The 26,643-nt window shown below is 71.5% G+C and carries 24 protein-coding genes and 1 pseudogene; 12 read left to right on the forward strand and 13 right to left on the reverse strand.

Going from position 1 to position 26,643, the window contains the following annotated elements; genetic code table 11:
- Positions 1 to 2: 2 nt before the first annotated feature.
- Positions 3 to 1,646 carry a chaperonin GroEL gene (groL, locus tag ACLQ2T_RS02835; protein ID WP_425764429.1) on the reverse strand — a complete coding sequence of 548 codons (1,644 nt, stop codon included), beginning with the start codon at positions 1,644 to 1,646 and terminating at the stop codon, positions 3 to 5.
- Between the two features lie 70 nt (positions 1,647 to 1,716).
- Positions 1,717 to 2,031 carry a co-chaperone GroES gene (gene groES / locus ACLQ2T_RS02840; RefSeq protein WP_193386273.1) on the reverse strand — a complete coding sequence of 105 codons (315 nt, stop codon included), beginning with the start codon at positions 2,029 to 2,031 and terminating at the stop codon, positions 1,717 to 1,719.
- 369 nt (positions 2,032 to 2,400) lie between these two features.
- On the opposite strand from groES, the gene ACLQ2T_RS02845 reads away from it, so the two are divergent.
- The 10 genes and pseudogenes from ACLQ2T_RS02845 to ACLQ2T_RS02890 all read left to right on the forward strand — a co-directional run bounded on the left by ACLQ2T_RS02845 (position 2,401) and on the right by ACLQ2T_RS02890 (position 13,207).
- The gene (locus ACLQ2T_RS02845) at positions 2,401 to 3,201 is read left to right on the forward strand and encodes a helix-turn-helix domain-containing protein (RefSeq protein ID WP_425764430.1); all 801 of its coding nucleotides are present in this window, start codon (positions 2,401 to 2,403) and stop codon (positions 3,199 to 3,201) included.
- Positions 3,192 to 3,401 carry a DUF397 domain-containing protein gene (locus tag ACLQ2T_RS02850; protein WP_425764431.1) on the forward strand — a complete coding sequence of 70 codons (210 nt, stop codon included), beginning with the start codon at positions 3,192 to 3,194 and terminating at the stop codon, positions 3,399 to 3,401. The genes ACLQ2T_RS02845 and ACLQ2T_RS02850 overlap by 10 nt, the downstream gene beginning before the upstream one ends.
- Before the next feature lie 476 nt (positions 3,402 to 3,877).
- Positions 3,878 to 5,134: pseudogene (locus ACLQ2T_RS02855) on the forward strand (THUMP-like domain-containing protein); the annotation flags it as partial.
- A 73-nt stretch (positions 5,135 to 5,207) separates the two neighbouring features.
- Positions 5,208 to 5,687 (forward strand): Cys-tRNA(Pro) deacylase, encoded by a 480-nt coding sequence (ybaK, locus tag ACLQ2T_RS02860; protein WP_425764432.1) that lies wholly within the window; start codon positions 5,208 to 5,210, stop codon positions 5,685 to 5,687.
- A gap of 486 nt (positions 5,688 to 6,173) precedes the next feature.
- Positions 6,174 to 7,271, forward strand: a complete 1,098-nt coding sequence (locus ACLQ2T_RS02865) for a sugar ABC transporter substrate-binding protein (protein ID WP_425764433.1) — start codon at positions 6,174 to 6,176, stop codon at positions 7,269 to 7,271.
- Between the two features lie 99 nt (positions 7,272 to 7,370).
- Positions 7,371 to 8,189 (forward strand): ATP-binding cassette domain-containing protein, encoded by an 819-nt coding sequence (locus tag ACLQ2T_RS02870; RefSeq protein ID WP_425764434.1) that lies wholly within the window; start codon positions 7,371 to 7,373, stop codon positions 8,187 to 8,189.
- Entirely contained in the window at positions 8,186 to 9,445 is a 1,260-nt protein-coding gene (locus ACLQ2T_RS02875; protein ID WP_425764435.1) for a sugar ABC transporter permease, read from the forward strand. The genes ACLQ2T_RS02870 and ACLQ2T_RS02875 overlap by 4 nt, the downstream gene beginning before the upstream one ends.
- Before the next feature lie 28 nt (positions 9,446 to 9,473).
- Positions 9,474 to 10,655 carry an ROK family transcriptional regulator gene (locus ACLQ2T_RS02880; protein ID WP_425764436.1) on the forward strand — a complete coding sequence of 394 codons (1,182 nt, stop codon included), beginning with the start codon at positions 9,474 to 9,476 and terminating at the stop codon, positions 10,653 to 10,655.
- A gap of 149 nt (positions 10,656 to 10,804) precedes the next feature.
- A complete protein-coding gene (locus ACLQ2T_RS02885) occupies positions 10,805 to 11,542 on the forward strand; it encodes a DUF4142 domain-containing protein (protein ID WP_425764437.1) in 738 nt (245 codons plus the stop codon).
- Between the two features lie 9 nt (positions 11,543 to 11,551).
- Positions 11,552 to 13,207, forward strand: coding sequence for a copper resistance protein CopC (locus ACLQ2T_RS02890; protein WP_425764438.1), 1,656 nt, complete (start codon positions 11,552 to 11,554; stop codon positions 13,205 to 13,207).
- Between the two features lie 4 nt (positions 13,208 to 13,211).
- Here ACLQ2T_RS02890 and ACLQ2T_RS02895 read toward each other — a convergent pair whose 3' ends face one another.
- The 10 genes from ACLQ2T_RS02895 to ACLQ2T_RS02940 form a co-directional block, all read right to left on the reverse strand.
- The gene (locus ACLQ2T_RS02895; RefSeq protein WP_425764439.1) at positions 13,212 to 13,466 is read right to left on the reverse strand and encodes a hypothetical protein; all 255 of its coding nucleotides are present in this window, start codon (positions 13,464 to 13,466) and stop codon (positions 13,212 to 13,214) included.
- 15 nt (positions 13,467 to 13,481) lie between these two features.
- The gene (tsaD, locus tag ACLQ2T_RS02900) at positions 13,482 to 14,528 is read right to left on the reverse strand and encodes a tRNA (adenosine(37)-N6)-threonylcarbamoyltransferase complex transferase subunit TsaD (protein WP_425764440.1); all 1,047 of its coding nucleotides are present in this window, start codon (positions 14,526 to 14,528) and stop codon (positions 13,482 to 13,484) included.
- Positions 14,521 to 14,988 (reverse strand): ribosomal protein S18-alanine N-acetyltransferase, encoded by a 468-nt coding sequence (gene rimI, locus ACLQ2T_RS02905; protein WP_425764441.1) that lies wholly within the window; start codon positions 14,986 to 14,988, stop codon positions 14,521 to 14,523. The genes tsaD and rimI overlap by 8 nt, the downstream gene beginning before the upstream one ends.
- Positions 14,985 to 15,662, reverse strand: coding sequence for a tRNA (adenosine(37)-N6)-threonylcarbamoyltransferase complex dimerization subunit type 1 TsaB (gene tsaB, locus ACLQ2T_RS02910; RefSeq protein ID WP_425764442.1), 678 nt, complete (start codon positions 15,660 to 15,662; stop codon positions 14,985 to 14,987). The genes rimI and tsaB overlap by 4 nt, the downstream gene beginning before the upstream one ends.
- A gap of 229 nt (positions 15,663 to 15,891) precedes the next feature.
- Entirely contained in the window at positions 15,892 to 17,046 is a 1,155-nt protein-coding gene (locus tag ACLQ2T_RS02915) for a glycoside hydrolase family 11 protein (protein WP_425764443.1), read from the reverse strand.
- Positions 17,047 to 17,362: 316 nt separating this feature from the next.
- Entirely contained in the window at positions 17,363 to 18,064 is a 702-nt protein-coding gene (ung, locus tag ACLQ2T_RS02920) for a uracil-DNA glycosylase (protein ID WP_425764444.1), read from the reverse strand.
- An 84-nt stretch (positions 18,065 to 18,148) separates the two neighbouring features.
- Positions 18,149 to 18,628, reverse strand: coding sequence for a tRNA (adenosine(37)-N6)-threonylcarbamoyltransferase complex ATPase subunit type 1 TsaE (tsaE, locus tag ACLQ2T_RS02925; protein WP_425764445.1), 480 nt, complete (start codon positions 18,626 to 18,628; stop codon positions 18,149 to 18,151).
- Positions 18,625 to 19,731, reverse strand: a complete 1,107-nt coding sequence (locus ACLQ2T_RS02930) for an alpha/beta fold hydrolase (RefSeq protein ID WP_425764446.1) — start codon at positions 19,729 to 19,731, stop codon at positions 18,625 to 18,627. The genes tsaE and ACLQ2T_RS02930 overlap by 4 nt, the downstream gene beginning before the upstream one ends.
- Positions 19,728 to 20,846, reverse strand: a complete 1,119-nt coding sequence (gene alr / locus ACLQ2T_RS02935; RefSeq protein ID WP_425764447.1) for an alanine racemase — start codon at positions 20,844 to 20,846, stop codon at positions 19,728 to 19,730. The genes ACLQ2T_RS02930 and alr overlap by 4 nt, the downstream gene beginning before the upstream one ends.
- Positions 20,847 to 20,927: 81 nt before the next feature.
- A complete protein-coding gene (locus ACLQ2T_RS02940) occupies positions 20,928 to 22,397 on the reverse strand; it encodes an NAD(P)H-hydrate dehydratase (RefSeq protein WP_425764448.1) in 1,470 nt (489 codons plus the stop codon).
- A 173-nt stretch (positions 22,398 to 22,570) separates the two neighbouring features.
- Here ACLQ2T_RS02940 and ACLQ2T_RS02945 point away from each other — a divergent pair, with 173 nt between their 5' ends.
- The gene (locus tag ACLQ2T_RS02945) at positions 22,571 to 22,903 is read left to right on the forward strand and encodes a hypothetical protein (RefSeq protein ID WP_425764449.1); all 333 of its coding nucleotides are present in this window, start codon (positions 22,571 to 22,573) and stop codon (positions 22,901 to 22,903) included.
- Positions 22,900 to 24,507, forward strand: a complete 1,608-nt coding sequence (locus ACLQ2T_RS02950; RefSeq protein WP_425764450.1) for an alpha/beta hydrolase — start codon at positions 22,900 to 22,902, stop codon at positions 24,505 to 24,507. Before ACLQ2T_RS02945 ends, ACLQ2T_RS02950 begins: the two co-directional genes overlap by 4 nt.
- A 107-nt stretch (positions 24,508 to 24,614) precedes the next feature.
- Here the strand turns inward: ACLQ2T_RS02950 and glmS are convergent, their stop codons facing one another.
- Positions 24,615 to 26,528: a glutamine--fructose-6-phosphate transaminase (isomerizing) gene (gene glmS, locus ACLQ2T_RS02955; protein WP_425764451.1), complete on the reverse strand. Its 1,914-nt coding sequence runs from the start codon at positions 26,526 to 26,528 to the stop codon at positions 24,615 to 24,617.
- Positions 26,529 to 26,643 lie beyond the last annotated feature (115 nt).

Genomic DNA, 26,643 nt, shown 5'->3' on the forward strand with positions numbered 1-26,643 from the left:
GCTCAGAAGCCCGGGCCGTGCTGGTGGCTGTGGCCGTGACCGTGGCCGTGACCAGCGGCGGCGGCTTCCGCCTCCTTGGGCTTCTCCACCACGAGGCTCTCCGTGGTCAGCAGCAGGCCGGCGATCGAGGCGGCGTTGGTGACCGCGTTGCGGGTCACCTTGACCGGGTCGATGATGCCGGAGGCGGTCAGGTCCACGTAGTCGCCGATGGCGGCGTCGAGGCCGTGGCCCCACTTGCCCTCGGTGACCTTCTGCACCACGACGTACCCGTCGTGCCCGGCGTTCTGCGCGATCCAGCGCAGCGGCTCGACCAGCGCCTTGCGCACGATCGACACACCGACCTTCTCGTCACCGGTGAAGCCGAGGTCGTCGTCGAGCACCGGCAGGATCTGGGCCAGGGCGGCGCCACCGCCGGGCACCGTACCCTCCTCGACCGCGGCCTTGGTCGCGGCGATGGCGTCCTCGATGCGGTGCTTGCGCTCCTTCATCTCGACCTCGGTGGCCGCGCCGACCTTGACCACGGCGATGCCGCCGGAGAGCTTGGCCAGCCGCTCGGCCAGCTTCTCCCGGTCCCAGTCGGAGTCCGAAGCCTCGATCTCCTTGCGGATCTGGGCGACCCGGTCGGAGACCTCGCTGGCCTGCCCGCCGCCGTCGACGACTGTGGTGTTCTCCTTGTCGACCACGATGCGCCGGGCGGTGCCGAGCACCTCCAGGCCGACCTGGTCGAGCTTGTAGCCCAGCTCGGGGGCGACCAGCTCGGCGCCGGTGAGGATCGCCATGTCCTGGAGCATCGCCTTGCGGCGGTCACCGAAGCCGGGGGCCTTGACCGCGCAGACCTTCAGGGTCTTGCGGATCGAGTTGACCACCAGGGTGGACAGCGCCTGACCCTCGACGTCCTCGGCGACGATCAGCAGCGGCTTGTTGTTCTGGAGGACCTTCTCCAGCAGCGGCAGCAGCTCCTCGATCGCCGAGATCTTCTGCGTGGTGATCAGGATGTACGCGTCCTCCAGGACGGACTCCTGCGCCTCCGCGTCGGTGACGAAGTTCGGCGAGATGAAGCCCTTGTCGAACTGGAGTCCCTCGGTGACCTCCAGCTCGGTGTGCAGGGCGGAGCCCTCCTCGACGGTGATCACACCGTCCCGGCCGACCTTCTCCATCGCCTCGGCGATCAGCTCGCCGATGGTGGCGTCCTGGGCCGAGATCGTCGCGACGTGGGCGACGGACTTCTTGTCGGAGACCTCGACGGCCTTGCCGAGCAGGGCCTCGGAGACCTTGGCCGCGGCGGCGTCGATGCCCCGCTTGAGACCGGCCGGGTTGGCACCAGCGGTCACGTTGCGCAGACCCTCGCGGACCATCGCCTGGGCCAGCACGGTGGCGGTGGTGGTCCCGTCGCCGGCGACGTCGTTGGTCTTGGTCGCCACCTCCTTGACCAGCTGCGCACCGAGGTTCTCGTAGGGGTTGGTGAGCTCGATCTCCTTGGCGATGGTCACACCATCGTTGGTGATCGTCGGCACACCGAATTTCTTGTCCAGGACGACGTTGCGCCCTCGCGGCCCGAGAGTGACCTTTACCGCGTTCGCGAGCGCGTTGACACCGTGCTCCAGATGGTGCCGGGCGTCATCCGAGAAGCTCAGGATCTTCGCCATGTATGTCCCTTCGAAGCGACGTTGCCCCGGCCCGGCGAGCCGGTCCGGGGCAACGACACTGATCGGTTGCTTACTTCTCGATGATCGCGAGGACGTCGCGGGCGGAGAGCACCAGGTACTCCTCGCCGGCGTACTTGACCTCGGTGCCGCCGTACTTCGAGTAGAGGACGGTGTCGCCGACCTTGACGTCCATCGGGATCCGGTCACCGTCGTCGTCGAAACGACCCGGGCCGACAGCGAGGACGGTGCCCTCCTGCGGCTTCTCCTTGGCGGTGTCGGGAATCACGATGCCCGACGCAGTGGTGGTCTCAGCCTCGTTCGCCTGGACCAGGATCCGGTCCTCGAGCGGCTTGATCGCAACCTTGGTCGCGGTAGTCACGGGCATACCCTCCTGGGGTACTGGTTTCGTTACCGGTCGGCGTGCCGACCAGCGTCAATCTGCCACATGCCACCGGGCGGGGCCGTCGTCGCGGGTGCCGGTCCGCCTGGCGTTCAACACCCGGACACGAAGGCCCGAGCGTTGGCACCCTCAGGGTGAGAGTGCTAATCGCAGGTTATGCCCCGGCTAGCACTCCGTCAAGGAGAGTGCCAACGACCACCCCTCGTGTCGCCATCTTTCCGCCAGCTTTTCGCCATCCCCGCCACCTGTTCTCCACTCCTTCGCCAGGGGTTACCGCAACATGCCGGTTCTGTCTTCCATCCGGCCAGCCGATTGCCTACGGTGCGGCACGACCACATCACGGAGGGAGACGGCATGACCGAGGTACCGACCCTGGGGTTTCTCCGGGACCAGTTACGCCGGGCCCGCAAGACACGCGGGCTCAGCCAGGAGGACCTGAGCAAGTTGATCAACTACGCCCCCTCCTCGATCAGCGCGATCGAGCTCGGGCAGAGCCAGCTCAGCGCGGACTACCTGGCCCGGTTCGACAAGGTGCTGGAGACCGGTGGCCTCTTCGTCGGGATGCTGGAGCTGATCCGCCTGCACGCCGAGCCGGACTGGTTCCGGCCGTGGGGTGAGATCGAACGGGAGGCCGTCTCGCTGCGCTGGTACGACCCGGCCGTGGTGCCGGGCCTGCTCCAGACCGAGGCGTACGCCCGGGAGATGCTGCGAGCAGGTTCGCCGCTGACCGACGAGGAGGTCGAGAAGCGGGTGCTGGCCCGGATGGCCCGGCAGGAGGTGCTCAGTCGCGACGAGCCACCGCACCTCATCGCGATCCTGGACGAGCAGGCGCTGCGTCGGCAGGTCGGCGACCGGGCGACCATGGTCGAGCAATGTGAGCACCTGCGTGCCCTTGCCGACCGGCCATTCGTCCAGGTGCGGATCATTCCGGCCGCGACTCCCTGGTACATCGGGCTTCATGGTCCCTTCGTGCTGGCCCGGCTCGCCGACGGCACCGAGGTGGCCCACCTGGACAACCAACTGCGCGGGCACACCGTGGACAGCCCGAACGACCTTGCCGCACTGGGGCGGCGCTGGGAGACTGTGGCTGGTGAGGCGCTGCCGCGCCGGCAGACCGCCCGCCTGATCGAGGAAGTGGCGAAGTCATGGACCTGACCCGTGCCACCTGGCGCAAGTCCTCCCGCAGCAACGCCAACGGCGGGGCCTGCGTCGAGGTCGCCGACAACCTGCCCGACGTGATCGCCGTACGCGACAGCAAGGACCCGACCGGCCCGGTGCTCGCCTTCACCCCCACCAGTTGGCGCGCCTTCATCACCTCCCACCACCCCACTCCCTCCCGGCCACCCAGGACGTGATCCACTCCCCCACCCCGTCCCGGCGGTGTGGAGCCGCGATCGACTCCCTCACCCCGGCCCTCGGGTGTGTGGAGCGCGTGATCGACTCCGTTACGCCGTAATGGCGGTAACCCTCGCGCCCGGATACCGCCATTACGGCGTAACGGAGTCGATCAAGCTGGCCAGCCCGAGCCGGACGGACCAGCCAAGCCGGGCCGGGGCGAGCCGAGCCGGGCCAAGCCGAGCCGGGCCAAGCCGGGCCGGGCCAAGCCGGGCCGGGCCAAGCCGGGCCGGGCCAAGCCGGGCCGAGCCGGGCCGAGCCGGGCCGAGCCGAGCCGGGCCGGGCCGAGCCGGGCCGAGCCGGGCCGAGCCGGGCCGAGCCGGGCCGAGCCGGGCCGAGCCAAGCCGGGCCAAGCCGGGCCGGGGCGGGCCAAGCCGGGCCGGGGCGAGCCGGGCCGGTTGGGTGAGGGCGATTGGTGGGCCGGGACAATGGGCGGGTGGATCTGGAGCAGCTTGCCGCCCTGCGTACCCCTGAAGGGTCGGCCGCCCTCGCGGCGGCGGCCCGGGTGGCCGGGGGCGATCCCCTGGCCGCGGCGGTGGCGCTGCGCTCGGCCGGGATTCCGGCCGGGCTGGCGGCGGCAGCCCTGACCCAGGCGGAACTGCGCCGGCGAGCAGTGGGCAAGTTCGGTACGGCGGCCAGCGGCATGTTCTTCACCCGGCCCGGCCTGGAGCAGGCCACCCGCAAGGTGGTCGCGGAACGCCGCACGCACCGGCTGCGCGAGGCCGGGGTGACCAGCCTCGCCGACCTGGGCTGCGGGTTGGGAGCCGACGCCCTCGCCGCCGCCCGTGCCGGCATCCGCGTGTACGGGGTGGAGGCCGACCCCCTCACCGCCGCCCTGGCAGAGGCGAACGCGGAGGCCGCCGGGCTGGCCGAGCTGTTCACCGTCGAGTGCGGCGACGCGACCGCGTTCGACGTGACCCGGGTCGAGGGGGTCTTCTGTGATCCGGCCCGACGTCGAGCCGGTACCGGACGCCGGATCTTCGACCCGAAGGCGTACTCGCCGCCGTGGGACTTCGTCACCGGACTCGCCGAACGGGTGCCGTACACGGTGGTGAAGGTGGCCCCCGGTCTCGATCACGCCCTCATCCCCGCCGGTGCCGAGGCGGAGTGGGTGAGTGTCGGCGGCGACCTGGTCGAGGCCGCCCTCTGGTGCGGCCCGCTGGCCCAAACCCCCCGCCGCGCAACCGTCGTGAAGGAAGGGCCCCTTCTTAACGCCTCCGGTAGTAGAAGGGCCCCTTCCTATCACCAGACCAACGGCACTCACCAGGTCGAGGGGACCAGGGTGCACGAGCTCGTCGGGTCGGGTCGGGAGGAGGCGCCGGTCGGGGCGGTGGGCCGCTTCGTGTACGACCCCGACTCTGCGGTAGTACGTGCCCACCTGGTCGCCGAACTGGCCGCCCAGTTGGATGCCACCCTGGCCGACCCGAGCATCGCCTACCTCTACGCCGACACGCCGACCCCGACGCCGTACGCCCGCTGTCTGGAGGTGACCGAGGTGCTGCCGTTCTCGCTCAAGCGCCTGCGGGCCCTGCTGCGGGAGCGCCGGATCGGCCGGGTGGAGATCCTCAAGCGCGGCTCCGCGCTGGAACCGGAACGACTCCGGCACGACCTGCGCCTGACCGGTGACCAGCCGGCCAGCCTGGTGCTGACCCGGGTGGCCGGTGCCCCGACCGTGCTGGTCTGCCAGCCGGTCCTCTGAACCCCACCGCCTGGGCAGGGACTACCCGGGAGATCCCGGGCTCCGGGTCGGGGTTAGGTTGGCGCACATGACGGGACGGGGTACGCCGGCGACGGTGTTGCTGGCCAAGCGCGGCATCGCCCATCGCACCCATTCGTACGACGTCCCGGCGGAGTCACCGAACTACGGTGCCCTGGTCGCCGCCGCCCTCGGGGTGGCACCCGGCCGGGTCTTCAAGACCCTGGTGACCGAGGTGGACGGCGCTCTCACCGTGGCGATCGTGCCGGTCACCGGGGAACTGGACCTCAAGGCACTGGCCGCGGCAGTCGGTGGCAAGCGGGCCACACTTGCCGATCGTGGGGCGGCCGAACGCGCCACCGGGTACGTACGCGGCGGCATCAGCCCGCTGGGGCAACGGAAGCGGCTGCCCACGGTGCTCGACGCCTCCGCCCTGGAGCACGACACGGTGTACGTCTCGGCTGGTCGGCGCGGCCTTCAGGTGGAGCTGGCCCCGACCGACCTGGTCGCCCTCACCGACGCCCACACCGCCGCCCTCGCCACCGCCTGAGGCCCACCACCGGGCCGAGCCCGCCACCGCCCGAGGCCCGCCACCGCCCGAGGCCCGCCACCGGCCGAGGCCCGCCACCGGCCGAGGCCCGCCGCCAGCTGAGGCCCGCCGCCAGCTGAGGCCCGCTGAGACAGCCCGCCGCCGGGCCGAGGCCCACTACCGGGCCGGGGCCACCACCGGGTGAGGCCCACCACCGTTACGCCGCAACGGCGGTATCCCTGCCGGTCGATTACCGCCACTTCGCCGAAACGGTGTCGATCACCCGAGACACCGCCGGGTCGACCACCCGGGACACGGCCGGGTCGACCATCTCGGGACACCGGCGAGCGGAGGTGTCTTCGACGTTGCCGAATTGTTACCGCCGACAACAAACTAGCCCCCGCCGCGCCCTTGTGCCGACGGCTCGGGGCGCAATACGTTGCCGGGCACAACAAAAGAACGCCATCGACACACCGACACCTTCCCACTCTCGAAAGGACCCTGCACATGCGCAAGGGCTTCCTCGCCGTCAGCGCCGTGGGCCTGCTCGCCCTCGGCAGCCTGACGGCCTGCGGCGACGACTCCGGCGACCAGGCCGGCGGCGGCTCCGGCAAGACCCCGAAGATCGGCGTGATCCTGCCGGACAGCAGCTCCTCGGTCCGTTGGGAGAGCGCGGACCGCAAGTTCCTTGGGGAGGCGTTCAAGGCCGCGGGCATCGAAGCGATCATCCAGAACGCGCAGGGCGACAAGAACGCCTTCCAGACCCTCGCCGACCAGATGATCACCAACGGCGTCACCGTGCTGATGATCGTCAACCTGGACTCCGGCACCGGCAAGGCCGTCCTGGACAAGGCCAAGTCCCAGGGTGTCGCCACCATCGACTACGACCGCCTGACCCTCGGCGGCTCGGCGGAGTACTACGTCAGCTTCGACAACGTGGCCGTCGGCAAGCTCCAGGGCGAGGGCCTGGTCAAGTGCCTCACCGACGCGAAGGCGGAGAAGCCGGCGATCGCCTACCTCAACGGCTCGCCGACCGACAACAACGCGACCCTGTTCAAGGAGGGCTACGACTCGGTCCTCAAGCCGAAGTTCGACTCCGGCGAGTACACCAAGGCCGCCGACGACTCCGTGCCGGACTGGGACAACACGCAGGCCGCGACCATCTTCGAGCAGCAGCTCACCAAGACCGGCGGCAAGATCGACGGCGTGCTCTCCGCGAACGACGGCCTCGGCAACGCCGCCATCTCGGTGCTGAAGAAGAACAACCTCAACGGCAAGGTCCCGGTGACCGGGCAGGACGCCGACCCGCAGGCCCTGCAGAACATCCTCGCCGGTGACCAGTGCATGACGGTCTACAAGGCGGTCAAGAAGGAGGCGGACGCCGCCGCCGAGCTGGCCATCGCGCTGGCCAAGGGCGAGCGCAAGGAGACCGGCCAGACGGTCCGGGACCCGGAGGGCAACCGCGACGTGCCCGCCGTCCTGCTCACCCCGGCGGCGATCTACAAGGAGAACGTCAAGGACGTCATCGCCGACGGCTACGTGACCAAGGAGCAGATCTGCACCGGCGACTACGCCAAGCTCTGCACCGACGCGGGCATCAGCTGACCCGTCCCCGCCGAAGCGACGCCGCCCGGTACGGCAATCCCGTACCGGGCGGCGTCGCTGGACGGGCCCCGATCGCCTCCGTGGAATAAGGAGAACCCCGTGTCCGCGACCCCACTGCTGGAGCTACGCGGGATCGACAAGAGCTTCGGTCCCGTCCAGGTGCTGCGTGACGTCGCCTTCGCCGCCTACCCGGGCGAGGTCACCGCCCTCGTCGGTGACAACGGTGCCGGCAAGTCGACCCTGGTCAAGTGCATCAGCGGCATCTACTCCACCGATGCCGGCGAGTTCGTCTTCGACGGTCGACCGGTGACCATCAACAGCCCGCGGGACGCCGCCTCACTCGGCATCGAGGTCGTCTATCAGGATCTGGCGCTCTGCGACAACCTCGACATCGTGCAGAACATGTTCCTCGGGCGGGAGAAGCGCAACGGCATCGTGCTGGACGAGCCGACGATGGAACAGATGGCCGCGGAGACCCTGGCCGGGCTCTCCGTACGCACCGTCAAGTCCCTGCGCCAGCACGTCTCCAGCCTCTCCGGTGGTCAGCGCCAGACCGTGGCGATCGCCAAGGCGGTGCTCTGGAACAGCAAGCTGGTGATCCTGGACGAGCCGACCGCCGCGCTCGGCGTCGCGCAGACCGCCCAGGTCCTCGAACTCGTTCGCCGGCTGGCCGACAACGGCCTGGCCGTCGTCCTCATCTCGCACAACATGAACGACGTCTTCGCCGTCTCCGACCGCATCGCCGCGCTCTACCTCGGCCAGATGGTCGCCCAGGTGAGGACCACTGACATCACGCACGCCCAGGTGGTCGAGCTGATCACCGCCGGCCGCTCCGGCGAGCTGGGACTCGCCGCCGACCCGGGCGTCAACGGCAACGGCGCGGCGCCGGCCGACAGCACCACTGGAGGCGTGTCATGAGCATCACCGCCGTCACGAAGGAGGGCCCCGCCGCCGTCGCACCGGCACCGACCATCGGCAGCCACCTCCGCGACTACTGGCAGCGGGTACGCGGCGGAGACATCGGCGCCCTGCCTGCGGTCGCCGGTCTGCTCGTCCTCTGCACGATCTTCTCGATCATGCGGCCGTCGTTCCTCACCGCCGGCAACTTCGCCAACCTGTTCACCCAGGGCGCGGCTGTCACCCTGATCGCGATGGGGCTGGTCTTCGTCCTGCTGCTCGGCGAGATCGACCTGTCGGCCGGCTTCGCCAGCGGGGTCTGCGCGGCCGTGCTGGCCAACCTGGTCACCGTTCTGGGCTACCCGTGGTACGTCGCGGTGCTCGCCGCCCTGCTCACCGGCATGGTCATCGGCACCACCCTGGGCTTCCTGGTCGCCAAGGTGGGCATCCCCTCCTTCGTGGTCACCCTCGCCGGTTTCCTCGCCTTCCAGGGGGTGGTGCTGCTGCTGATGAAGGAGGGCCGCAACATCTCCGTCCGCGAGCCGGTGGTGGTGGCGATCGTCAACCGCAACATGCCGGTCGCGCTCGGCTGGACCCTCGCCGCGATCGCGGTCGCCGGATTCGCCGTGGTGCAACTGCTCCGCTACCGCAGCCGCGCCGCCCGGAACCTGATCAACGATCCGTTCCCGGTGGTGCTGGGTCGCATCGCCGCCCTGGCGCTGGTCCTGGGCCTCGCCGTCTACGTGCTCAACCTGGAGCGCAGCCTCAACGTGCTGATCACCTCCCTCAAGGGGGTGCCGATCGTGGTACCGATCGTCGCCGTACTGCTGGTGGTCCTGACCTTCGTGCTCCAGCGCACCAGCTACGGTCGGCACATCTACGCGGTCGGCGGCAACCGGGAGGCGGCCCGGCGGGCCGGCATCAACGTGGACCGGATCCGCATCTCGGCCTTCATGATCTGCTCGACCATGGCCGCGGTCGGTGGCATCGTGGCGGCCAGCCGGGCCAACTCCGTGGACCCGAACACCGGCGGCAGCAACGTGCTGCTCTACGCCGTCGGCGCGGCGGTGATCGGCGGCACAAGTCTGTTCGGGGGCAAAGGCCGCGTATTGGACGCGGTTCTCGGTGGCGCCGTCGTGGCCGTGATCGACAATGGGATGGGTCTGATGGGCTACAGCTCCGGCGTCAAGTACGTGGTCACCGGCGTGGTGCTGTTGCTCGCGGCCAGTGTCGACGCGCTGTCCCGACGACGAGCATCGGCCACCGGAAACCGCTGAACGCACCACCGAAAGTAGTAACCATTCGATGCGCGTAGGACCCAGCCAGGACGAGATCCGCCGGCAGAATCTCGGCGCGCTACTGCGCTACGTGCATCTGCACGGCGCGACCACCCGCGCCGAGTTGACCAACGCGCTCGGACTCAACCGCAGCACCATCGGTGCGCTCACCGCCGACCTGGCCGCCGCCGGCCTGGTGACCGAGGGGGCGCCGAAGGAGACCGGCCGGGCCGGACGACCCTCACTTGTCGTCCGGCCCGAGTCGGAACGGATCTTCGCGTACGCGTACAGCATCGAGGTGGACCGGCTGCGGGCCGCCCGGGTCGGCCTGGGCGGCGCGGTGCTCGACCGCCGGGAGCTGGACCGGCCCCGGGGTCTGACCGCCGCGGAGGCCGCCCCCCTGCTGGCCGGGGCGGTCAAGGAGATGCGGCAGGCGCTGCCGGCCGACGCCGTCTGTGTCGGGGCCGGCATCGCGGTCTGCGGGATGGTGCGTCGCCACGACGGCCTGGTGCGGCTCGGGCCGACCACCGGGTGGGTGGACGAGCCGATCGGGGCGGCGGTCAGCGCCGAACTCGGCGCCGAGGTGCCGGTGACGGTCGGCAACGTGGCCGAGGTGGCCGCCTTCGCCGAGCACGCCCGGGGCACGGCGGCGGGCTGCGACAACGTCATCTTCCTCTACGGCGACGTGGGGGTCGGGGCCGGAATCATCGCCGGGGGGAGGCGGTTGACCGGGCACGGCGGGTACGGCGGCGAGGTCGGTCACATGGTGGTGGTCCGGGACGGGGCCCGCTGCGAGTGCGGCAACCGGGGCTGCTGGGAGACCGAGATCGGCGAGCACGGCCTGCTGCGGGCCGCCGGGCGCTCGGACGCCCGGGGCCGGGAGGCCCTGCTGGCGGTCTTCGACGCCGCCGACCGGGGGGACGCCCGGGCCCAGACGGCGGTACGCCAGGCCGGCGACTGGCTCGGCTTCGGCGTGGCCAACCTGGTGAACATCTTCAACCCGGAGATGGTCATCTTCGGTGGCACCATGCGGGATCTCTACCTGGCCGCCGCCGCTCAGGTACGCAGCCGATTGAACTCCAACGGGCTGCCCGCCTGCCTGGAGCACGTACGCCTGCGCACTCCCCTGCTCGGCGCGGACGCTCCGCTGATCGGCGCGGCCGAACTGGCCTTCGACCGGCTGCTGGCCGACCCCCTCGACGTCGGCTGACCAGGTACGCGAGCCGCGCGATGAGGTGGATCCGCGAGCGATGAACTGATCGGCCGGTCGATCCGTACCAGTGTGCGGACGGGCGACCAACGGCGTGCGGACGCTCGTCGGGCAGATGTTCGGTTCTCGACCGAGGAGGCACCGCAGACATGGCATCGCTGGATTCCGCTCGTCGCCGGCAGGGCAATCGGTCCCCCCGGTTGGCGGTGCTGCTCACCACGATCGCCGCGGCCCTCGTCGTGCTGCCCGGGGTGGCGTTGGCCGCGCCCACAGGTCAGCAACTCGCCGCCGCCGACCAGGCCCTGCTCGACGGTGTACGGCTGGCCGGGCTCTGGGAGATGCCGGCCGGGCAGATGGCCGCCGAGAAGGGCCAGTCCCGGGTGGTCCGGGAGATCGGTGCGGAGATCGCCCGTCAGCACGAGGAGCTGGACCGGCTGACCGTGGAGGCCGCCAACAAGCTCGGCGCCACCATCCCCAACCAGCCGACCGCCGAACAGCAGCAGTGGCTGACGGAGATGAAGGACGCCACCGGGGCCCGCTTCGACCAGATCTTCGTCACCCGCCTCCGGGTGGCCCACGGCAAGATCTTCCCGGTGGTCGGCGCGGTCCGGGCCAGTACCCGCAACGAGGTCATCCGGGATCTGGCCAACGCCACAAACAAGTTCGTCGGCGACCACATGCTGATGCTGGAGAGCACCGGTCTGGTCCGGTACGCCGAACTGCCCCCGGCCGCCCTGCCCGCCCCCGGCAACGACGGGCTGATCGCCGCCGCCTCGGCCAACACCGGCCCCCAGGTCGGCATCAGCAACACCGTGATCTGGGTGATCTTCCTCGGTGCCATCGGCACCGGCGGCTTCCTCAGCTACCGCCTGCTGCGCCGCAACTGACCGCGCCAGATGCCCACCCGTACCCGGGCCGGGGTTCTGTTCGGGCTGGTCCTGGCCACCTTCTGCGCCACCCTGGGCGCGGTGCTGGGGGCGGCCGGTCCGGCGGCGGCGCACGCCGTGGTGGTCGCCACCACCCCGCAGCGTGACGAGGTGCTCGGCTACGCCCCGCGCGAGGTGCTGGTCACCTTCAGCGAGCCGGTGGCCGTGGTGCCCGGCCGGGTGCAGGTGCTGGCCCCCGACGGCAAGCGGATCAACGTGGGTGACCCGGAGGTCCGCGACCGCACCATGCGGATCGCCCTGCGGGCGGCCGACCGGCCGCTGGGCACCTACCTGGTCAGCTACCGGGTGGTCTCGGCGGACAGCCACCCGATCTCCGGCAGCCTCACCTTCGCCGCCGGGGCACCCTCGGCCACCCCACCCCTGCCGGAGGACGCCGCAGCCGGGTCACCGGGCGGGGGTTTGGTGCCGGTGGCCAAGTATGTCGGCTACCTGGGGCTGCTGCTGGCCGTCGGCCCACCCCTGCTGGCGGCGACGATGTGGCCGCGCCGACGGTCCCGCCGCCGCGCCACGATCATGGCCCTGGTCGGGCTGGGTCTGGTGGCCGTCGCCACCGTGGGCACCTGGGTAGGGCAGGCCGCCCAGGTGGTCGGCGCACCGGTCGGGCGGCTGTCTCCGGCGGACCTGCGGGCGGTCGCCGACAGCGACATCGGGCTGGTGCTGGCCGTACGCCTGGGGTTGGTCTGCCTGGCCGTGGCCCTGCTGCCGGCGGTGACCCGGGGCAGCGCGGGGCGGGGTCGTACGGCTGCCCTGGCGGTGGTGGGGGTGGCCGCCCTGGCCACCTGGCCGCTGGCCGGGCATCCGGTGGCCGCACCGGTGCCGCCGGTGAGCATCGCCCTGACCACGGTGCACCTCATCGGGATCGTCGGGTGGCTGGGCGGCCTGCTGACCCTGACGGTGTTCCTGCTGCCGGGCACCCACGAGCGGGTCCTGGCCCGGATCCTGCCGGCCTGGTCCCGGTGGGCCACCGTGGCGGTGGCCTGGTTCCTCACCGCCGGGCTGGTCCAGGCCGCGATCGAACTGGGTCGACCCTCAGCCCTGCTGGACAGCACCTACGGGCGGCTGCTCGGTGCCAAGGCCGGGCTGCTGGCCGTGGTGCTGGCGGTGGCCGCCGGGCAGCGCCGACTGATCCGCCGCCGGGCCGCCGCAGTCCAGCCCCGACGGGTAGCCCGCGCGGCCGGAGTGGAACTCGGGGTGACTGCGGTGATCCTGGCCGTGACCGCCCTGCTGGTGCAGACCCCACCGGGCCGTACCGCTGGCACGGCCGCCGCCGGGGTCACCCGGGAGGGGGTCGCCCAGTCGGTGACCACCGACCTGTTCACCCTCCAGTTCGACATCTACCCGGCCGCCGCCGGCACCACGAACAGCCTGCACGCCTACGTGTACACGCCCCAGGCGCGGGAGTTGCCGGTCGCCGAGTGGACGATCACGGCCGCCCTGCCGGAGGCCGGCATCGAGCCGATCACCGTGCAGGTCTTCGCGCTGGAACCACACCACGGCAGCGCCGAGATCCACTTCCCGGTACCCGGTGACTGGACCCTGCGCATCGCCGCCCGGACCAGCGAGATCGACCGCTCCACCGCCACCACCACGGTGACCATCCGCTGAGTGCTCAGCGGTCGACCTGGGTGAAGTCCCAGGAGTGCGCCGGCCGGGCGAGCAGCATCACCGGGGGCTCGGGCAGCGGGCGAGGGTTGCTGCGCCACTTGGAGATCACCACCACCCGGTGATCCGTGGAGGAGAAGACCTCGCTGGAGACGTGCAGGGGATCGTGCTCGAACTCGGGTAGCGCCGTGTCGCAGACCCAGGTGATCAGTTCGGCGAGCGCGTACGGCTCGGCCCGCGCCTCCCACATCCGTACGATCACGTAGCCGTCCTCCCTCTAGACGCTGACCGTGGTCAGCGGCATGGCCGAATCCGCCGGCAGATCCAGTCGGCTCGGCGCTACCCCGGCGGCGACCAGGTGGGAGCCGAGCGCCGCCACCATCGCGCCGTTGTCGGTGCACAACCCCGGTCGGGGCACGCGTACCCGGATGCCGTGGCGGGCCGCGCGCTGCTCGGCCATCGCCCGCAGTCGCGAGTTGGCCGCCACTCCCCCACCGATCACCAGGGTCTCGATGCCGTTGCTGCGGCAGGCGTCCAACGCCTTGGCCACCAGCACGTCACAGACCGCCTCCTGGAAGGAGGCGGCGACATCGGCGACCGGAACGGACTCACCGGCCCGCTGCCGGGCCTCCACCCAGCGGGCCACCGCGGTCTTCAGCCCGGAGAAGGAGAAGTCGTAGCGGTGGGCGGCCAGATCCTTGGCGGCGGTCAACCCGCGCGGGAAGGCGATGGCCGCCGGGTCACCCGAGCGGGCCTCCCGGTCGATGTACGGGCCACCGGGGAAGGGCAACCCGAGCAGTCGGGCGATCTTGTCGAAGGCCTCACCGGCCGCGTCGTCGATGGTGGCGCCCAGGGGGGTCACCCCCCGGGCCAGGTCGTCGACCATCAGCAGGGAGGAGTGCCCCCCGGAGACCAGCAACGCCACCGCCGGTTCGGGCAGCGGACCGTGCTCCAGGGTGTCCACGGCCACGTGCGCGGCCAGGTGGTTGACCCCGTACACCGGCTTCTCGGCGGCGACCGCGTAGCCCTTGGCGGCGGCCACCCCGACCAGCAGGGCACCGGCCAGGCCCGGCCCGGCGGTCACCGCGATCGCGTCGATGTCGGCCAGGGTCACCCCCGCCTCGGTCAGGGCCCGCTGCATGGTCGGCACGATGGCCTCCAGGTGGGCCCGGCTGGCCACCTCCGGCACCACCCCACCGAAGCGGGCGTGCTGGTCGACACTGGAGGCCAGGGCGTCCGCCAGCAGGGTGTGCCCGCGTACGATGCCGACCCCGGTCTCGTCGCACGAGGTCTCGATGCCGAGGATCAACGGTTCGTCAGCCATGGGGTCTCGCATCCTCGATCCGCTGCATCACCAGTGCGTCCGTGTTGCTCGGTTGGTAGTAGCCACGGCGTACGCCGATCGGTTCGAAGTCGTAGCTGGCGTAGAGCCGCTGGGCCGGGGCGTTGTCCGCAGCGACCTCCAGGAGCACCGAGCGCAGGCCGCGCCGTTCCGCCTCGGCCAGCAGTTCCTCGAACAGCAGTCGCCCGATCCCCCGCCGCTGGGCCTCCCGGCGTACCGCGATGTTCTGCACCCAGGCCTCGTCCGGCGGGGCCACGGCCAGTCCGGCGTAGCCGAGCACCCCACCCTGTTCGTCCGTGGCGACCCGGTAGTGGTGCCCGTTGGCCAGTTCGTTCCAGAACATCGCGGCGGACCACTGTTCGGCACCGAAGAGGTCCGCCTCGATGGCCAGTACCTCCTCGATGTGCCACCAGCGGAACCGGTCCAGCCGTACCTCGGTCACGGCAGGACCGACTTGCGGGCGGTCGCCGCCACGGCGTCCGGCCGACGCAGGTACAGCGGGGTCAACGGGTCCCCAGGGGCCCCGGCCCGGATCCGCTCGGCGGCCAGGGTGGCCAGGGCGTTCGCCTCCGGGTAGCGCGGCTCGGCCCGCAGCGGCAGGCCCAGTTGGTCGGCGTAGCGGTGCGCGCCGTCGCCGACCGCGACCGTCACGGCCAGGTCGCGGGCCCGTTGCGCGGCGACGCCGGGCGCGGAGACCTCCGGCCCGACCAGCCGTTGACCGGCACCGTCGTAGATCGCCCAGTAGATCTCCCGGCGGCGCGCGTCGCTCGCCGCCAGCACCGGTTCACCGGCCGCCGCCGGGTGACCGATGGCGTCCAGGGAGCAGACACCGTACGCCGGAATGTCGAGCACCTGACTCATGGTGGCAGCGGTGACCAGCCCCACCCGCAGCCCGGTGAACGGCCCCGGGCCGACCCCGGCGACGATCGCGTGCAGGTCGGCCGGCCTGGCGGCGACGTCGGCGAGCACCGCATCGACCTGCGGGGCGAGCAGTTCGCCGTGCGCCCGAGCGTCGACGGTGCAGCGGTGCGCCCGGGTCGTGACGCCACTCGCGGTGACCTCGACGAGCGCCGCGGTCACCGCCGGGGTCGAGCTGTCCACCACCAGTACGAGCACAATGACCCAGCCTAGCCGCATCGCCTGCGGCCCTTGGACGCCCGCCCGCCATCGCCGTAGCGCTCGCGCGCACCGCACCCATGACGGTGAGTAGTCAGGACATTGAACGGCGTCAGTCGCACCAGGTACCGGCGCTGTGATTGCACAGAGCAATCAATATTCAATATTGCTGCGGTTCTCAAGGAGGCACGGGGCCAGGCCCGTCAGCGCCTGGCCCCGTAGCGACGGATCAGTTGCGGCGGCTCCACTGCTGGTTTGCTCCACTCCAGCAGCTGTACAGCTGGATGAGCGCCCCGTTACCGCTGCCACCGGCGTCAAGGCACAGCCCTGACTGCACTCCGGTGATCGTGCCGTTGGAGTTGATGTTCCACTGCTGGTTCGCACCGCCGTGGCAGTCGTAGAGGACCACCCGCGTACCGTTGCTGGTGCCCTGACCCTGGGCGTCCAGGCACTTGCCGTTCACCGTCAGCTGCCGGCTCGAGGTGTGGGTGAACCGCTGATTCGCGCCACCCCAGCAGTCATACAACTGGATTTGGGTGCCGTTGCTGGTGCTCGAGTTCGGCACGTCCAGACACCGGCCGGACTGCTGACCGACGAGCATCTGGCCGCTACCGCCACCGGGCGGCGGGGTGGTCGGGTTGCCCGGGTTGCCGGGGTCGGAGTTACCGCCTTCCGACAGGGTGATGTCGGAGCTTCCCTGGCTCTGGTAACCCTCGGTGGCCATGATCTGGTAGTAGTGGTTGCCGAGGTTCAGGCCAACGCGGGCCCAGGCGTCGAAGTGGTTCGCGGTGGTGATGGTGCCGCTGCTGCGCTTCTGCTGCCGGACGCTCCAGTACTGGTAGAACGTCGCGGTGCCGTCGATCGAGGGCTGGTTGACCCGCTGGCTGCGCAGGATGTCGTAGGTGCCGCCGTCGGTGGTGATGCTGCCGAGCCGGGTGGCGCCGCTGCTCGGGTTGTAGTTGCCGAAGTTCTCGACGATGTAGTACTCGACAAGCGGGTTACGGGTCCAGCCGTACAGGGCGAGATAGGTGTTGTTGTTGCCCGGGTTGTAGTTGCCCGAGTAGGTGATCGTGCGGCGGGTTCCGGGGTTCCAGCCCTTGCCGCCGACCCAGTTGTTGGTGCTCCTGCCCCATGAGCTGGAGTAGCGGCCGTTCTCGCGCAACACCATGCAGGCGTCGCCGCTGTCCTTCCAGAACGAGAAGAAGAACCCGTTGTGGGTGCCTTCCGTGTTCGAGCAGACCTGCCGGTCGGCCTCGGCGTGGGCGGGGCCGGCCGTGATCGCGATGGTGCCGGTGGTGGCCAACACTGCGGCGAAGGCGGCGGCAGCCAGCATCCTGATGCGGCCGCGTCGGCGACTCTTGCGGTGAGTGGGGACTTCGTTCATGGTGGCGTGCTTCTCCTTGAGAGAGGCGGCGTGGCGTAATCGACGGGGTGTGGGTGGTTGAGGGACGGTCACCGCGCGTCGATGCTGCGCCTTGGTTGTATGAATTTCCGAACTGTCGGTTGTGTGGGTGCTCCACTGCTACGTTGCGTCGCCACTGACCTCCCAGACTGAAGGCGTTCGCTGGCATCTATCTTTCGATATCGTTATCCAAATATCGACGCCAGTCAAGGAATGTCGTCCGACCGACTCCAGCGATCAACCAGGCGGAGGCCACCACCTGGTACGTGCCGGCAGTGTGGAGGGAGGAGCAGACGGCTCAGCCGGCCGACCGCTCCCAGTCGATTGTGGGCAGGCCGGCGTCGGCGAGCGCCTTGTTGGCGGCGCTGAACGGCCGGCTGCCGAGGAAGCCGCGGGGATTCATCGGGCTCGGGTGCCCCGCCTCCAGCACCACGTGCTGCGGATTGCTGACCAGCGCTGCCTTCTTGCGCGCGTAACCGCCCCAGAGCAGGAAGACCACCCGGGACGCCATCGCGTCGAGAGCGTGGATGGTGGCGTCGGTGAACTCCTCCCAACCCCGGTTCGCGTGCGAGCCCGGGGCGCCCTGCCGCACCGTCAACACCGAATTGAGCAGCAGCACACCCTGCGCGGCCCAGCCGTCCAGGTTGCCGCTGCGCGGCTTGGGCACGCCCAGGTCCTCACCCAACTCCTTGAAGACGTTGCGCAGCGACGGCGGCACGGACACCCCCTCCCGCACGCTGAAGCTCAGCCCATGCGCCTGGCCCACCCGGTGGTAGGGGTCCTGGCCCAGGATCAGCACCCGGCAGTCGGCCGGGGCGCACAGCCGGTAGGCGGAGAACAGGTCCTCCACCGGCGGGAAGACCGCGCCGGAGGCGTACTCCCGGGCGACGAACTCGCCCAGCGCGGCCGTGCGGGTCGGGTCGAGGTACGGGGTCAGCACCTCCCGCCAGGCCTCGGGCAGCAGTGCGGGCAGGTCCAGGGGGGCGAGATCGTCGGGCATCGGCGGCCTTTCCGCGCGGTGAGGTCGGTCCCCGGCACTGTAGGCGCACGGTCCGACGGCACTGTCCGCTGGCCGGGCCGAGGGTCAGTCCAGGGCGATCAGCCGCTGCGCCCAGTCGCCGCCGACCGGCACCAGTTCCGCGACCCGGGTGTCGTCGTCGTGCCGGTCCAGCCGGACCCACAGATGTGCGTCGGCCAACTGCTCGACCAGCCCCTCGCCCCACTCGACCACGGTCACCGACTCGTCGACCGAGGCGTCCAGGTCCAGGTCGTCGATCTCGGCCCGAGGATCGGTCGCGTCGCCGAGCCGGTAGGCGTCGGCGTGCACCAGCGCCACCTGCCGTCCTGAGACGGGATCGGGCCGGTGCACCCGGGCGATCACGAACGTCGGCGAGGTGATGTCACCGAGCACCCCGAGGCCGGCCCCGATGCCCTGGGTCAGCGCGGTCTTTCCGGCCCCCAGCGGGCCGGTGAGCAGCACCAGATCACCGGCGCGCAGCAACCCGGCCAGCCGCCGACCGAAGGTGTGGGTGTCGGCGGCCGTCGGCAGGACGAACCGGGTCACGCCGATCCCGGCCCGTAGCTGCCGAGGAACGCCATCAGGGCCTCGTTCACGTCGTCGGCGTGCTCCAGCATCACCACGTGCCCACTGTCATGGATCTTGACGAACTCGGCGTGCGGCAGCCGCCGGACGATCTCCTCGGAATGAGTCACGGGTGTGATCATGTCCTTGTCCCCGACGATCACCAGCACCGGAGTACCCTCCAGCGCCGCCAGCGCCGGAAACCGCGAGTGGGTGGCGATCGTCCGCAGGTAGCGGGTCACCGTGTCCGCCGAGGTACGCGAGTTCATCTGCTCCACGTACGACACCAGTGCGGGACTCGGGTTGTCCGTGCCGAAGCCGTACTTGCGGGTGAGCAGCCAGGCAACATTGGTGGTCGACCTGCGGGCCCGGTCGATCGCCGCCCCGCCGTACCGGGTGACATTGCCGGCCATGTAGAGCACCGGGCTGCTCACCCGTCCCAGCAGGGCCGGGGCGACCAGCTTCGTCTCCGCCAGCAACCCGCCCGAGGTGGCCATCAGCACGGTGCCCACCACCCGGTCGCCGAACATCTCCGGATACAGCTCGGCCAGCGCCATGATGGTCATCCCGCCCATCGAATGGCCGACCAGCACCAGCGGCCCCTCGGCCGCCACCTCTTCGATGACCCGGCGCAGGGTGTGGCCGAGGGCGTCCAGGTCGTACTCACCGCTCTCCAGCCGACCCGAACGGCCGTGACCCGGCTGGTCGTACGCGACGATGCGGTGCTCGCCCCGCTGGGCGAGCAGCTTGCGTTGGAAGTGGAAGGTGCCCATGTCCAGGCAGAAACCGTGCACCAGCACCACGGTCGGGTTGCCCTCCACCGGGCGGGTCGGCTCGACCACCTCGACATGGATGTCCGTACCGTCCGGCATCTCCAGCCGGTACGACTCGTCGTAGCGCTGCCGGCCGAAGACCTCGTCGGCGTACGGGTCGGCGGGATCGGCCTTCAGTCGACGGACCAGGGCCCGCTCGGTGGCGACTCCGACCGCGGTCACCGCGGCGGCCACCCCGAGGGCCGCACCCACCAGACCTGCGGCCCGACCCGCAGCGGTGCGTGGCCGGGGGATGTGGAAACGGTTGCTCATGTGGTCACCCCGTCGTAGACCCGGGGGACCCGGGTGCTGCCGAAGCGGGTGACGATCTCGTAGTTGATGGTGCCGACCGCCTCGGCCCAGTCGTCCGCGGTGGGTTCGCCCTCGGCACCGCTGCCGAAGAGGGTGGCCACGTCACCGGCGGCCACCGGGTCGTCGCCGCAGTCCAGGACGAACTGGTCCATGCAGACCCGCCCGGAGATGGTCCGGCGGCGTCCACCGAGCTGCACCGGGCCGGTGTTGGAGGCGTGCCGGGGCACCCCGTCGGCGTATCCCAGCGGCACCACCGCCAGGTTCGCGTCGCTGCCGGTGGTGTACGTGTGGCCGTAGGAGACCCCGGTGCCGGCCGGGACCCGCTTGGTCAGCATCACCCGGGCCCGGGCGGTCATCGCCGGACGCAGCCCGTGGGTCTGGCCGGCCACCGGGGAGAGCCCGTAGACGGCCAACCCCGGGCGGACCAGATCGAAGTGGGTGTCGGGTCGGGTCAGGGTGGCCGCCGAGTTGGCCAGGTGGCGGTAGCGGGGACGCAGTCCGGCCCGCTCGACCATGGCCAGCCCCTCGTGGAAGACCGCCAACTGCCGGTCCGTGGTCGGATGACCGGGCATGTCCGCGTACACGAAGTGGCTCCACACCCCGACCACCTCGACCAGACCGTCGGCCTGGGCCTTGGCGGCGGCGTCCAGCAGCGCGGGCCAGTCGTCGAGGATCGCTCCGCCCCGGGACAACCCGGTGTCGATCTTCAGGTGGACCCGGGCGGGCCGTCGCGCCTGTCGACTCGCCTCGGTCATCTCCTCCAGTTGCGGCAGACTCGCCACCCCCAGATCCACCTCGGCCGCTATGCCGGTGTGCAGGGGTAAACCCGGCACCAGCAGCCAGGCCAGGACCGGGGCCTCGATGCCGGCCGCGCGCAGGGCCAGCGCCTCGTCCAGGGTGCAGACCCCTAGCCAGGCGGCCCCGGCATCGAGGGCGGCGTGGGCGGCCGGAACCATCCCGTGGCCGTAGCCGTCGGCCTTCACCACCGCCATCAGCTCGGCGCTGGTGCCGGCACACAGCCGACTCACGTTCTCCCGGATCGCGTCCAGATCCACGCGCACCTCGGCCTGCCACATGCCTCCACCCTACTTTCCACCCTGATCAGCGCGCTGCGCACCGGACAGGTCCGGCGGGTGCGGGCGGGTCGACCCAGGGGGTCAGGGCAGCCGGGCGAGCACAGCCCGTAGGGCGGTGGCCACCTCGGGCGCGGTGACCGGGCCGCTGCGGGCCGCCTCACGACCGGCCAGGCCGTGCACGTACGCCGCCGCGGCGGCGGCCCGTTCCGCCGGCAGTCCGGCCGCCAGCAGGGAACCGAGCAGCCCGGCCAGCACGTCCCCGGTTCCGCCGGTGGCCAGTACGGGGGTGCCGCTCGGATTGACGTACGCCCGACCGTCCGGGGTGCCGATCACCGTGCGGTTCCCCTTGAGCAGCACCACGGCGTTCATCCAGGCGGCCAGTCGGAGGGTGGCGGCCACCCGGTCGCCGCCGGGCTGCTCACCGCAGAGCCGGGTGAACTCCCGGTCGTGCGGGGTGACCACGATCGGGGCGTCCCGCCGCCGCAGCTGGTCGGCGAGGGAGCCGTCGACGAGCAGGGTCAACGCGTCCGCGTCCAGCACCACCGGCACCGGGGCGGCAAGCACGGTCCGCAGTTCCGTGACCGCCCGCTCGTCCGTGCCCAACCCCGACCCGCACACCCAGGCCTGCACCCGGCCGGCGTCCGCCACCCGACCGGTGGCGATCACGGACGGATGCCGGCGGACCACCTCCTCCCGGGCCCCACCGGCGTAGCGGACCAGACCGGTGGGCCCGGCCAGGGCGCCACCGACCGAGAGGGTGGCGGCACCCGGATAGGTGGCCGAACCGGTGGCCACCCCCACCACCCCCCGGGTGTACTTCTCCGAGGCGGCGTCCAGCCGGGGCCACCACTCGGCCACATCCGACCACTCCACCACCTCAAGGGCGGGGGTGCCGCGCAGCCACGGCGCGAGCCCGATGTCGACCAGCTCCACCTGCCCGGCCAGGGCGGCGGCCGGGCCGACCGCCAGGGCCGGCTTCAGCGCACCGAAGGCGACCGTGACGTCCGCGGAGACCGCGTCGGGTCGACCGGAGGGGGTCAGGGGCACGTCTCCGGTGTCCACCACCACCCCGCTGGGCACGTCCACCGCCACCACGGTCGGCCGGGCACCGTCGCGCCCCCGATGGTCCGGCAGACTCGCCACCACCCGGGCGGCCGGCTCTCGCAGCCCACCCTGCCCGCCGATGCCCACGATGCCGTCCAGCACCAGGTCGAGCACGGCCGGTGGGTCCGGCACGACGCGTCCACCGGCGGCCCGCAACGCGGCCAGCCCTTCGGTGTGGACCCGATCCGGGGTCAGCAGCAACGCCGACACCGCCGCTCCCCGCCGGGCCAGGCGCGCACCGGCGTACAGGGTGTCACCACCGTTGTCCCCGGAGCCGACCAGCAGCAGCACGGGGGCGGCGTACACCCCGCCCCGCTCGGCGAGCAGCAGCGCGCACCGGCGCGCCAGTCCGGCGGCGGCGCGCTGCATGAGGGTGCCCGGTGGGAGTTCGGCCATCAGTGCCGCCTCGGCCGCCCGTACCTCCGCCACCCGCCAGACCGATCTCACCCGGCTCACCCTACCGGCGCGGGGGCCGCAGGGTAGCCCTCCGCCGATCGCCCGGCAATGCCTGTGGACAACCCGGCGGCACCTTCGGCACCGGTTGTCCACAGGGCACCCCCGCTGCCGCCTGGGCCGCCTAGCGTCCGGTGAGTCGACGGTACGGGACCACGGGAGGGGCGATGCACCAGCAGGGATCGACCGGGCAGCCGGGTGTGCTGCACCAGCAGGAGGTGACCGTGCAGCCGGAGCAGCTGCACCGGATCGGCCGGTCGCTGGGCGATCACGGCCAACGGGTGGCGAGCGGGTTGGCCGGGCTGCCGGGGTTGGCGGCGCCGACCCCCGGCTGGTCCGCCGGGGCCGCGCTGGGCGCCCTGGAGGCGGCCGTGCAGTCCTGGTCGGCCCGGCTGGGCGGCCGGATAACCCAGACCGGTGAAGCCGTACGCTCCGCCGCCCGGTCGTACGAGTCGGCGGATGCTCGGGCGGCCACCCGACTGTCCGGCCTGCCCCGGTGACCGGCCCCGAGGCGGCCGGCCAGGTCGGCTACGCCCAGCTCTCGACGGCCGATCCGGCGGGTTGGCAGGCCACCGGGACGGCCTGGGCGGGGCTGTGCGGCCTGACCCGACGACGGGCCGGTGAGCTCGCCGACGACGCGGCGGCCCTGCGCGCCCAGTGGTCGGGGCTGGCCGCGACCACAGCCCAGGGCCAGTTGTCCGACCTGCGGGCTCAGCTGCTCTCCCTGGCCCCGGTGGCGATCGAGATCGACCAGGTGCTGGCGGAGTTCGCCGCCCGGCTGGCGGCGGCTCGGGCACGGTTGACGGCGGCGGTGACCCTGGCCGCCACCGTCGGGGTGCTGATCGACCGCTGGGGTCGGACCAGCCCCGATCCTTCTCGGGTGCCACCGCACCGGGCCGTGCAGACGGTGGCTCCGGTGACGGCGGCCATCCGGGACGCCCTGGCCCTGGCCACTGCGGCGGATCGGGAGGCCGCCGCCCGGCTGGACCAGCTGGCCGCCGAGGCCGAGTCGGGCTGGATGACCCGACCACCACCGGATCGACCCGCCCCGCACGCCGATCCGGCCCAGGTCAACCTCTGGTGGGCGGGGCTCAGCCCGGCCCAGCGCCGGTGGCTGATCGGCCACGAGCCGGAGCTGGTCGGTCGGCTGGACGGAGTTCCGGCCGCCGCCCGCGACCAGGCCAACCGGCTGCTGTTGGAGGCCCGGCGAGAGGAGCTGGTGCGACGCTGGGAGCAGTTGCTGAACCGGGTGCCACGCGGGCCCGCCGAGGTGCTCGGGCTACGGACGGTCGACGCCGCGTTGCGCGGACTGGACGCCCTGACCGCTCGGCTGGCCTCGCCGCAGCCCCCGCGGGCGTACCTGCTGGGGCTGGACGTCGGGGGTGAGGGGCGGACGGTGGTGGCCCTGGGCAACCCCGATCGGGCCACCGCCATCCTGACCCACGTTCCGGGCACGACCGCCGGGCTCGACGACGCCACCGGCGAGCTGGGGCGGGCCACCCGGGTGCTGTCACGCGGCGCCGACCTGGCACCTGGACAGGAGACCTCGGCGGTGCTCTGGCTGGACTACGACGCCCCGGACTTCCTGCACGAGGCGGCCTGGGACCGCCAGGCCCACGCGGCCGGTGAGGCGCTGCACCGGTTCCAGGAAGGGTTGCGGGCCACCCATGACGGGCCGCCCGCTCGGCAGACCGTGCTGGGGCACAGCTACGGGTCCCTGGTGGTGGGCACCGCCGCCCGGGATCACGGGCTGGCTGCGGACGCCCTGATCTTCGTCGGCTCGCCCGGGGTCGGTGTGGGGCACGCCGACGAGTTGGGGGTGCCCGCCGGGCAGGTGTGGGCCAGTGCCGCACCCGACGACGTGATCCGCCTGACCCGCCCGCCCGGTGAGCTGGCCCGACAGGCGCTGGTCGGTCTCTCCCCGGTCGCCGCGATCGCCGGGATGCTGGCCAGCGACGACGACCAGCGCTGGTTCGGGCGGGATCCCGCCGCCCCCTCCTTCGGGGGCCGCCGCTTCCCCAGCGGCCGGTACGGCCACAGCGGCTACTGGCATCCGGACAATCCGGCCCTGGACGGCATGGCCCGGATCGTGGTCGGCGGCTGACCGGGCAGGTGCGGCCGGGCCGACCGGAGGCGGACTCGTCGCCCGCACCAAGAGTCTTTACCGGCCCGGCCCGGCCGGGCCGGTCCGAGGACCCCCCGGCCCGGCGACTACTCGACCGTGACGGACTTGGCCAGGTTGCGCGGCTGATCCACGTCGTGCCCCCGGGCTGCGGCGATCTCCGCGGCGAAGATCTGCAGGGGCACGGTCGTCAGCAGCGGCGCGAGCAAGGTCGGGGTACGCGGCACGTAGATCAGGTGGTCGGCGTACCGGACCACGGACTCGTCCCCCTCCTCGGCGATCACGATGGTGCGGGCGCCTCGGGCGCGTACCTCCTGGATGTTGGAGACGACCTTGTCGTGCAGCAGGCCGCGCCCCACCGGGGAGGGCACCACACAGATCACCGGGGTGCCCTGGTCGATCAGGGCGATCGGGCCGTGCTTCAGCTCGCCCGCGGCGAACCCCTCGGCGTGCATGTACGCCAGCTCCTTGAGCTTGAGGGCTCCCTCCAGGGCCACCGGGTAGCCGACATGGCGGCCGATGAACAGCACCGTCGGCTCGTCGGCCAGCTCGCGGGCCAGCTCCCGCACCGGTTCGATGCGCCCGAGCAGTTGCCGCAGCTTGTCCGGCACCTGGTGCAGTTGCTCCACCACGGCCGCCACCTCGTCGGCGAACTTGATGCCGCGCACCTGGGCCAGGTGCAGGCCGATCAGGTAGCAGGCGACCAGCTGGGTCAGGAACGCCTTGGTGGAGGCGACCGCGATCTCCGGCCCACCGTGGGTGTAGAGCACCGCGTCGGACTCGCGGGGGATGGTGGAGCCGTTGGTGTTGCAGATGGCCAGCACCCGGGCCTTCTGGTCCTTGGCGTGCCGCAGCGCCATCAGGGTGTCCATGGTCTCGCCGGACTGCGAGATCACCACGATCAGGGTGGAGCGGTCCAGCACCGGGTCGCGGTAGCGGAACTCGCTGGCCAGCTCCACCTCGCAGGGGATCCGGGTCCAGTGCTCGATGGCGTACTTGGCCACCAGCCCGGAGTGGTACGCCGTGCCGCAGGCCACGATGAAGATCTTGTCGACGTCGCGCAGATCCTGGTCGCTGAGCCGGACCTCGTCGAGCACGATCTCGCCGCTGTCGGTCAGTCGGCCGAGCAACGTGTCCGCGACGGCCTGGGGCTGCTCCTCGATCTCCTTGAGCATGAACCAGTCGTAACCGCCCTTCTCGGCGGCCGAGGAGTCCCAGTCGATGTGGAAGTCCTTGCCGGTGGCGGGCTGACCGGCGAAATCGGTGATCTCGATGGTGTCGGCGGTGATCAGGACGATCTGGTCCTGACCCAGCTCGACCGCCTCCCGGGTGTGCTCGATGAAGGCGGCGACATCGCTGGCCAGGTAGTTCTCCCCGTCGCCCCGGCCGACCACCAGGGGCGAGTTGCGCCGGGCACCGACCACCGCACCGGGTATTCCGGCGTCCACGGCCAGCAGGGTGAAGGCGCCCTCCAGCCGCTGGCAGATCACCTGCATGGCGGCGGAGAGCAGGTGCGGCCCCTCCGGCTGACCGGCCGCGCGCAGCTCGGCGAGCGCCTTGGCCATCAGGTGCGCGGCGCACTCCGTGTCGGTGTCGCTGACGAAGGTGACGCCCTCGTCCTCCAGCTCGGCACGGAGCTTGGCGAAGTTCTCGATGATGCCGTTGTGGATCACCGCGACCCGTCCGTCCGGGGACAGGTGGGGGTGGGCGTTGCGGTCGGTGGGTCCGCCGTGGGTGGCCCAGCGGGTGTGGCCGATGCCGGTGGTGCCGTCGCCGATGCCGATCGGGCTGGCGCCGCAACCCTGCGGGTCCTCGGCGGCGCGCTCGGAGAGCACCTTCTCCAGGTTGGCCAGCTTGCCGGCCTTCTTCTCGGTCAGCAGTTCCCCGTCGCAGGCGATCGCCACTCCGGCCGAGTCGTAGCCGCGGTACTCCAACCGCCGCAGACCGTCGAGCACGATGCCGAGCGCCGGTCGACCACCGGCGAAACCCACGATTCCACACATGGGTGGCAGCCTAACCCAGTTTTGCTCAACCCGCCTGCTCGAAAGTCGGGTAAACAATCACCGAACTTGAGCGATTGGCGCAGTTTCGGTGATCGGGGTCACAAAGCTCCCCGAC

It is taken from the genome of Micromonospora sp. DT229, assembly GCF_049844505.1.
Lineage (GTDB): Bacteria > Actinomycetota > Actinomycetes > Mycobacteriales > Micromonosporaceae > Micromonospora.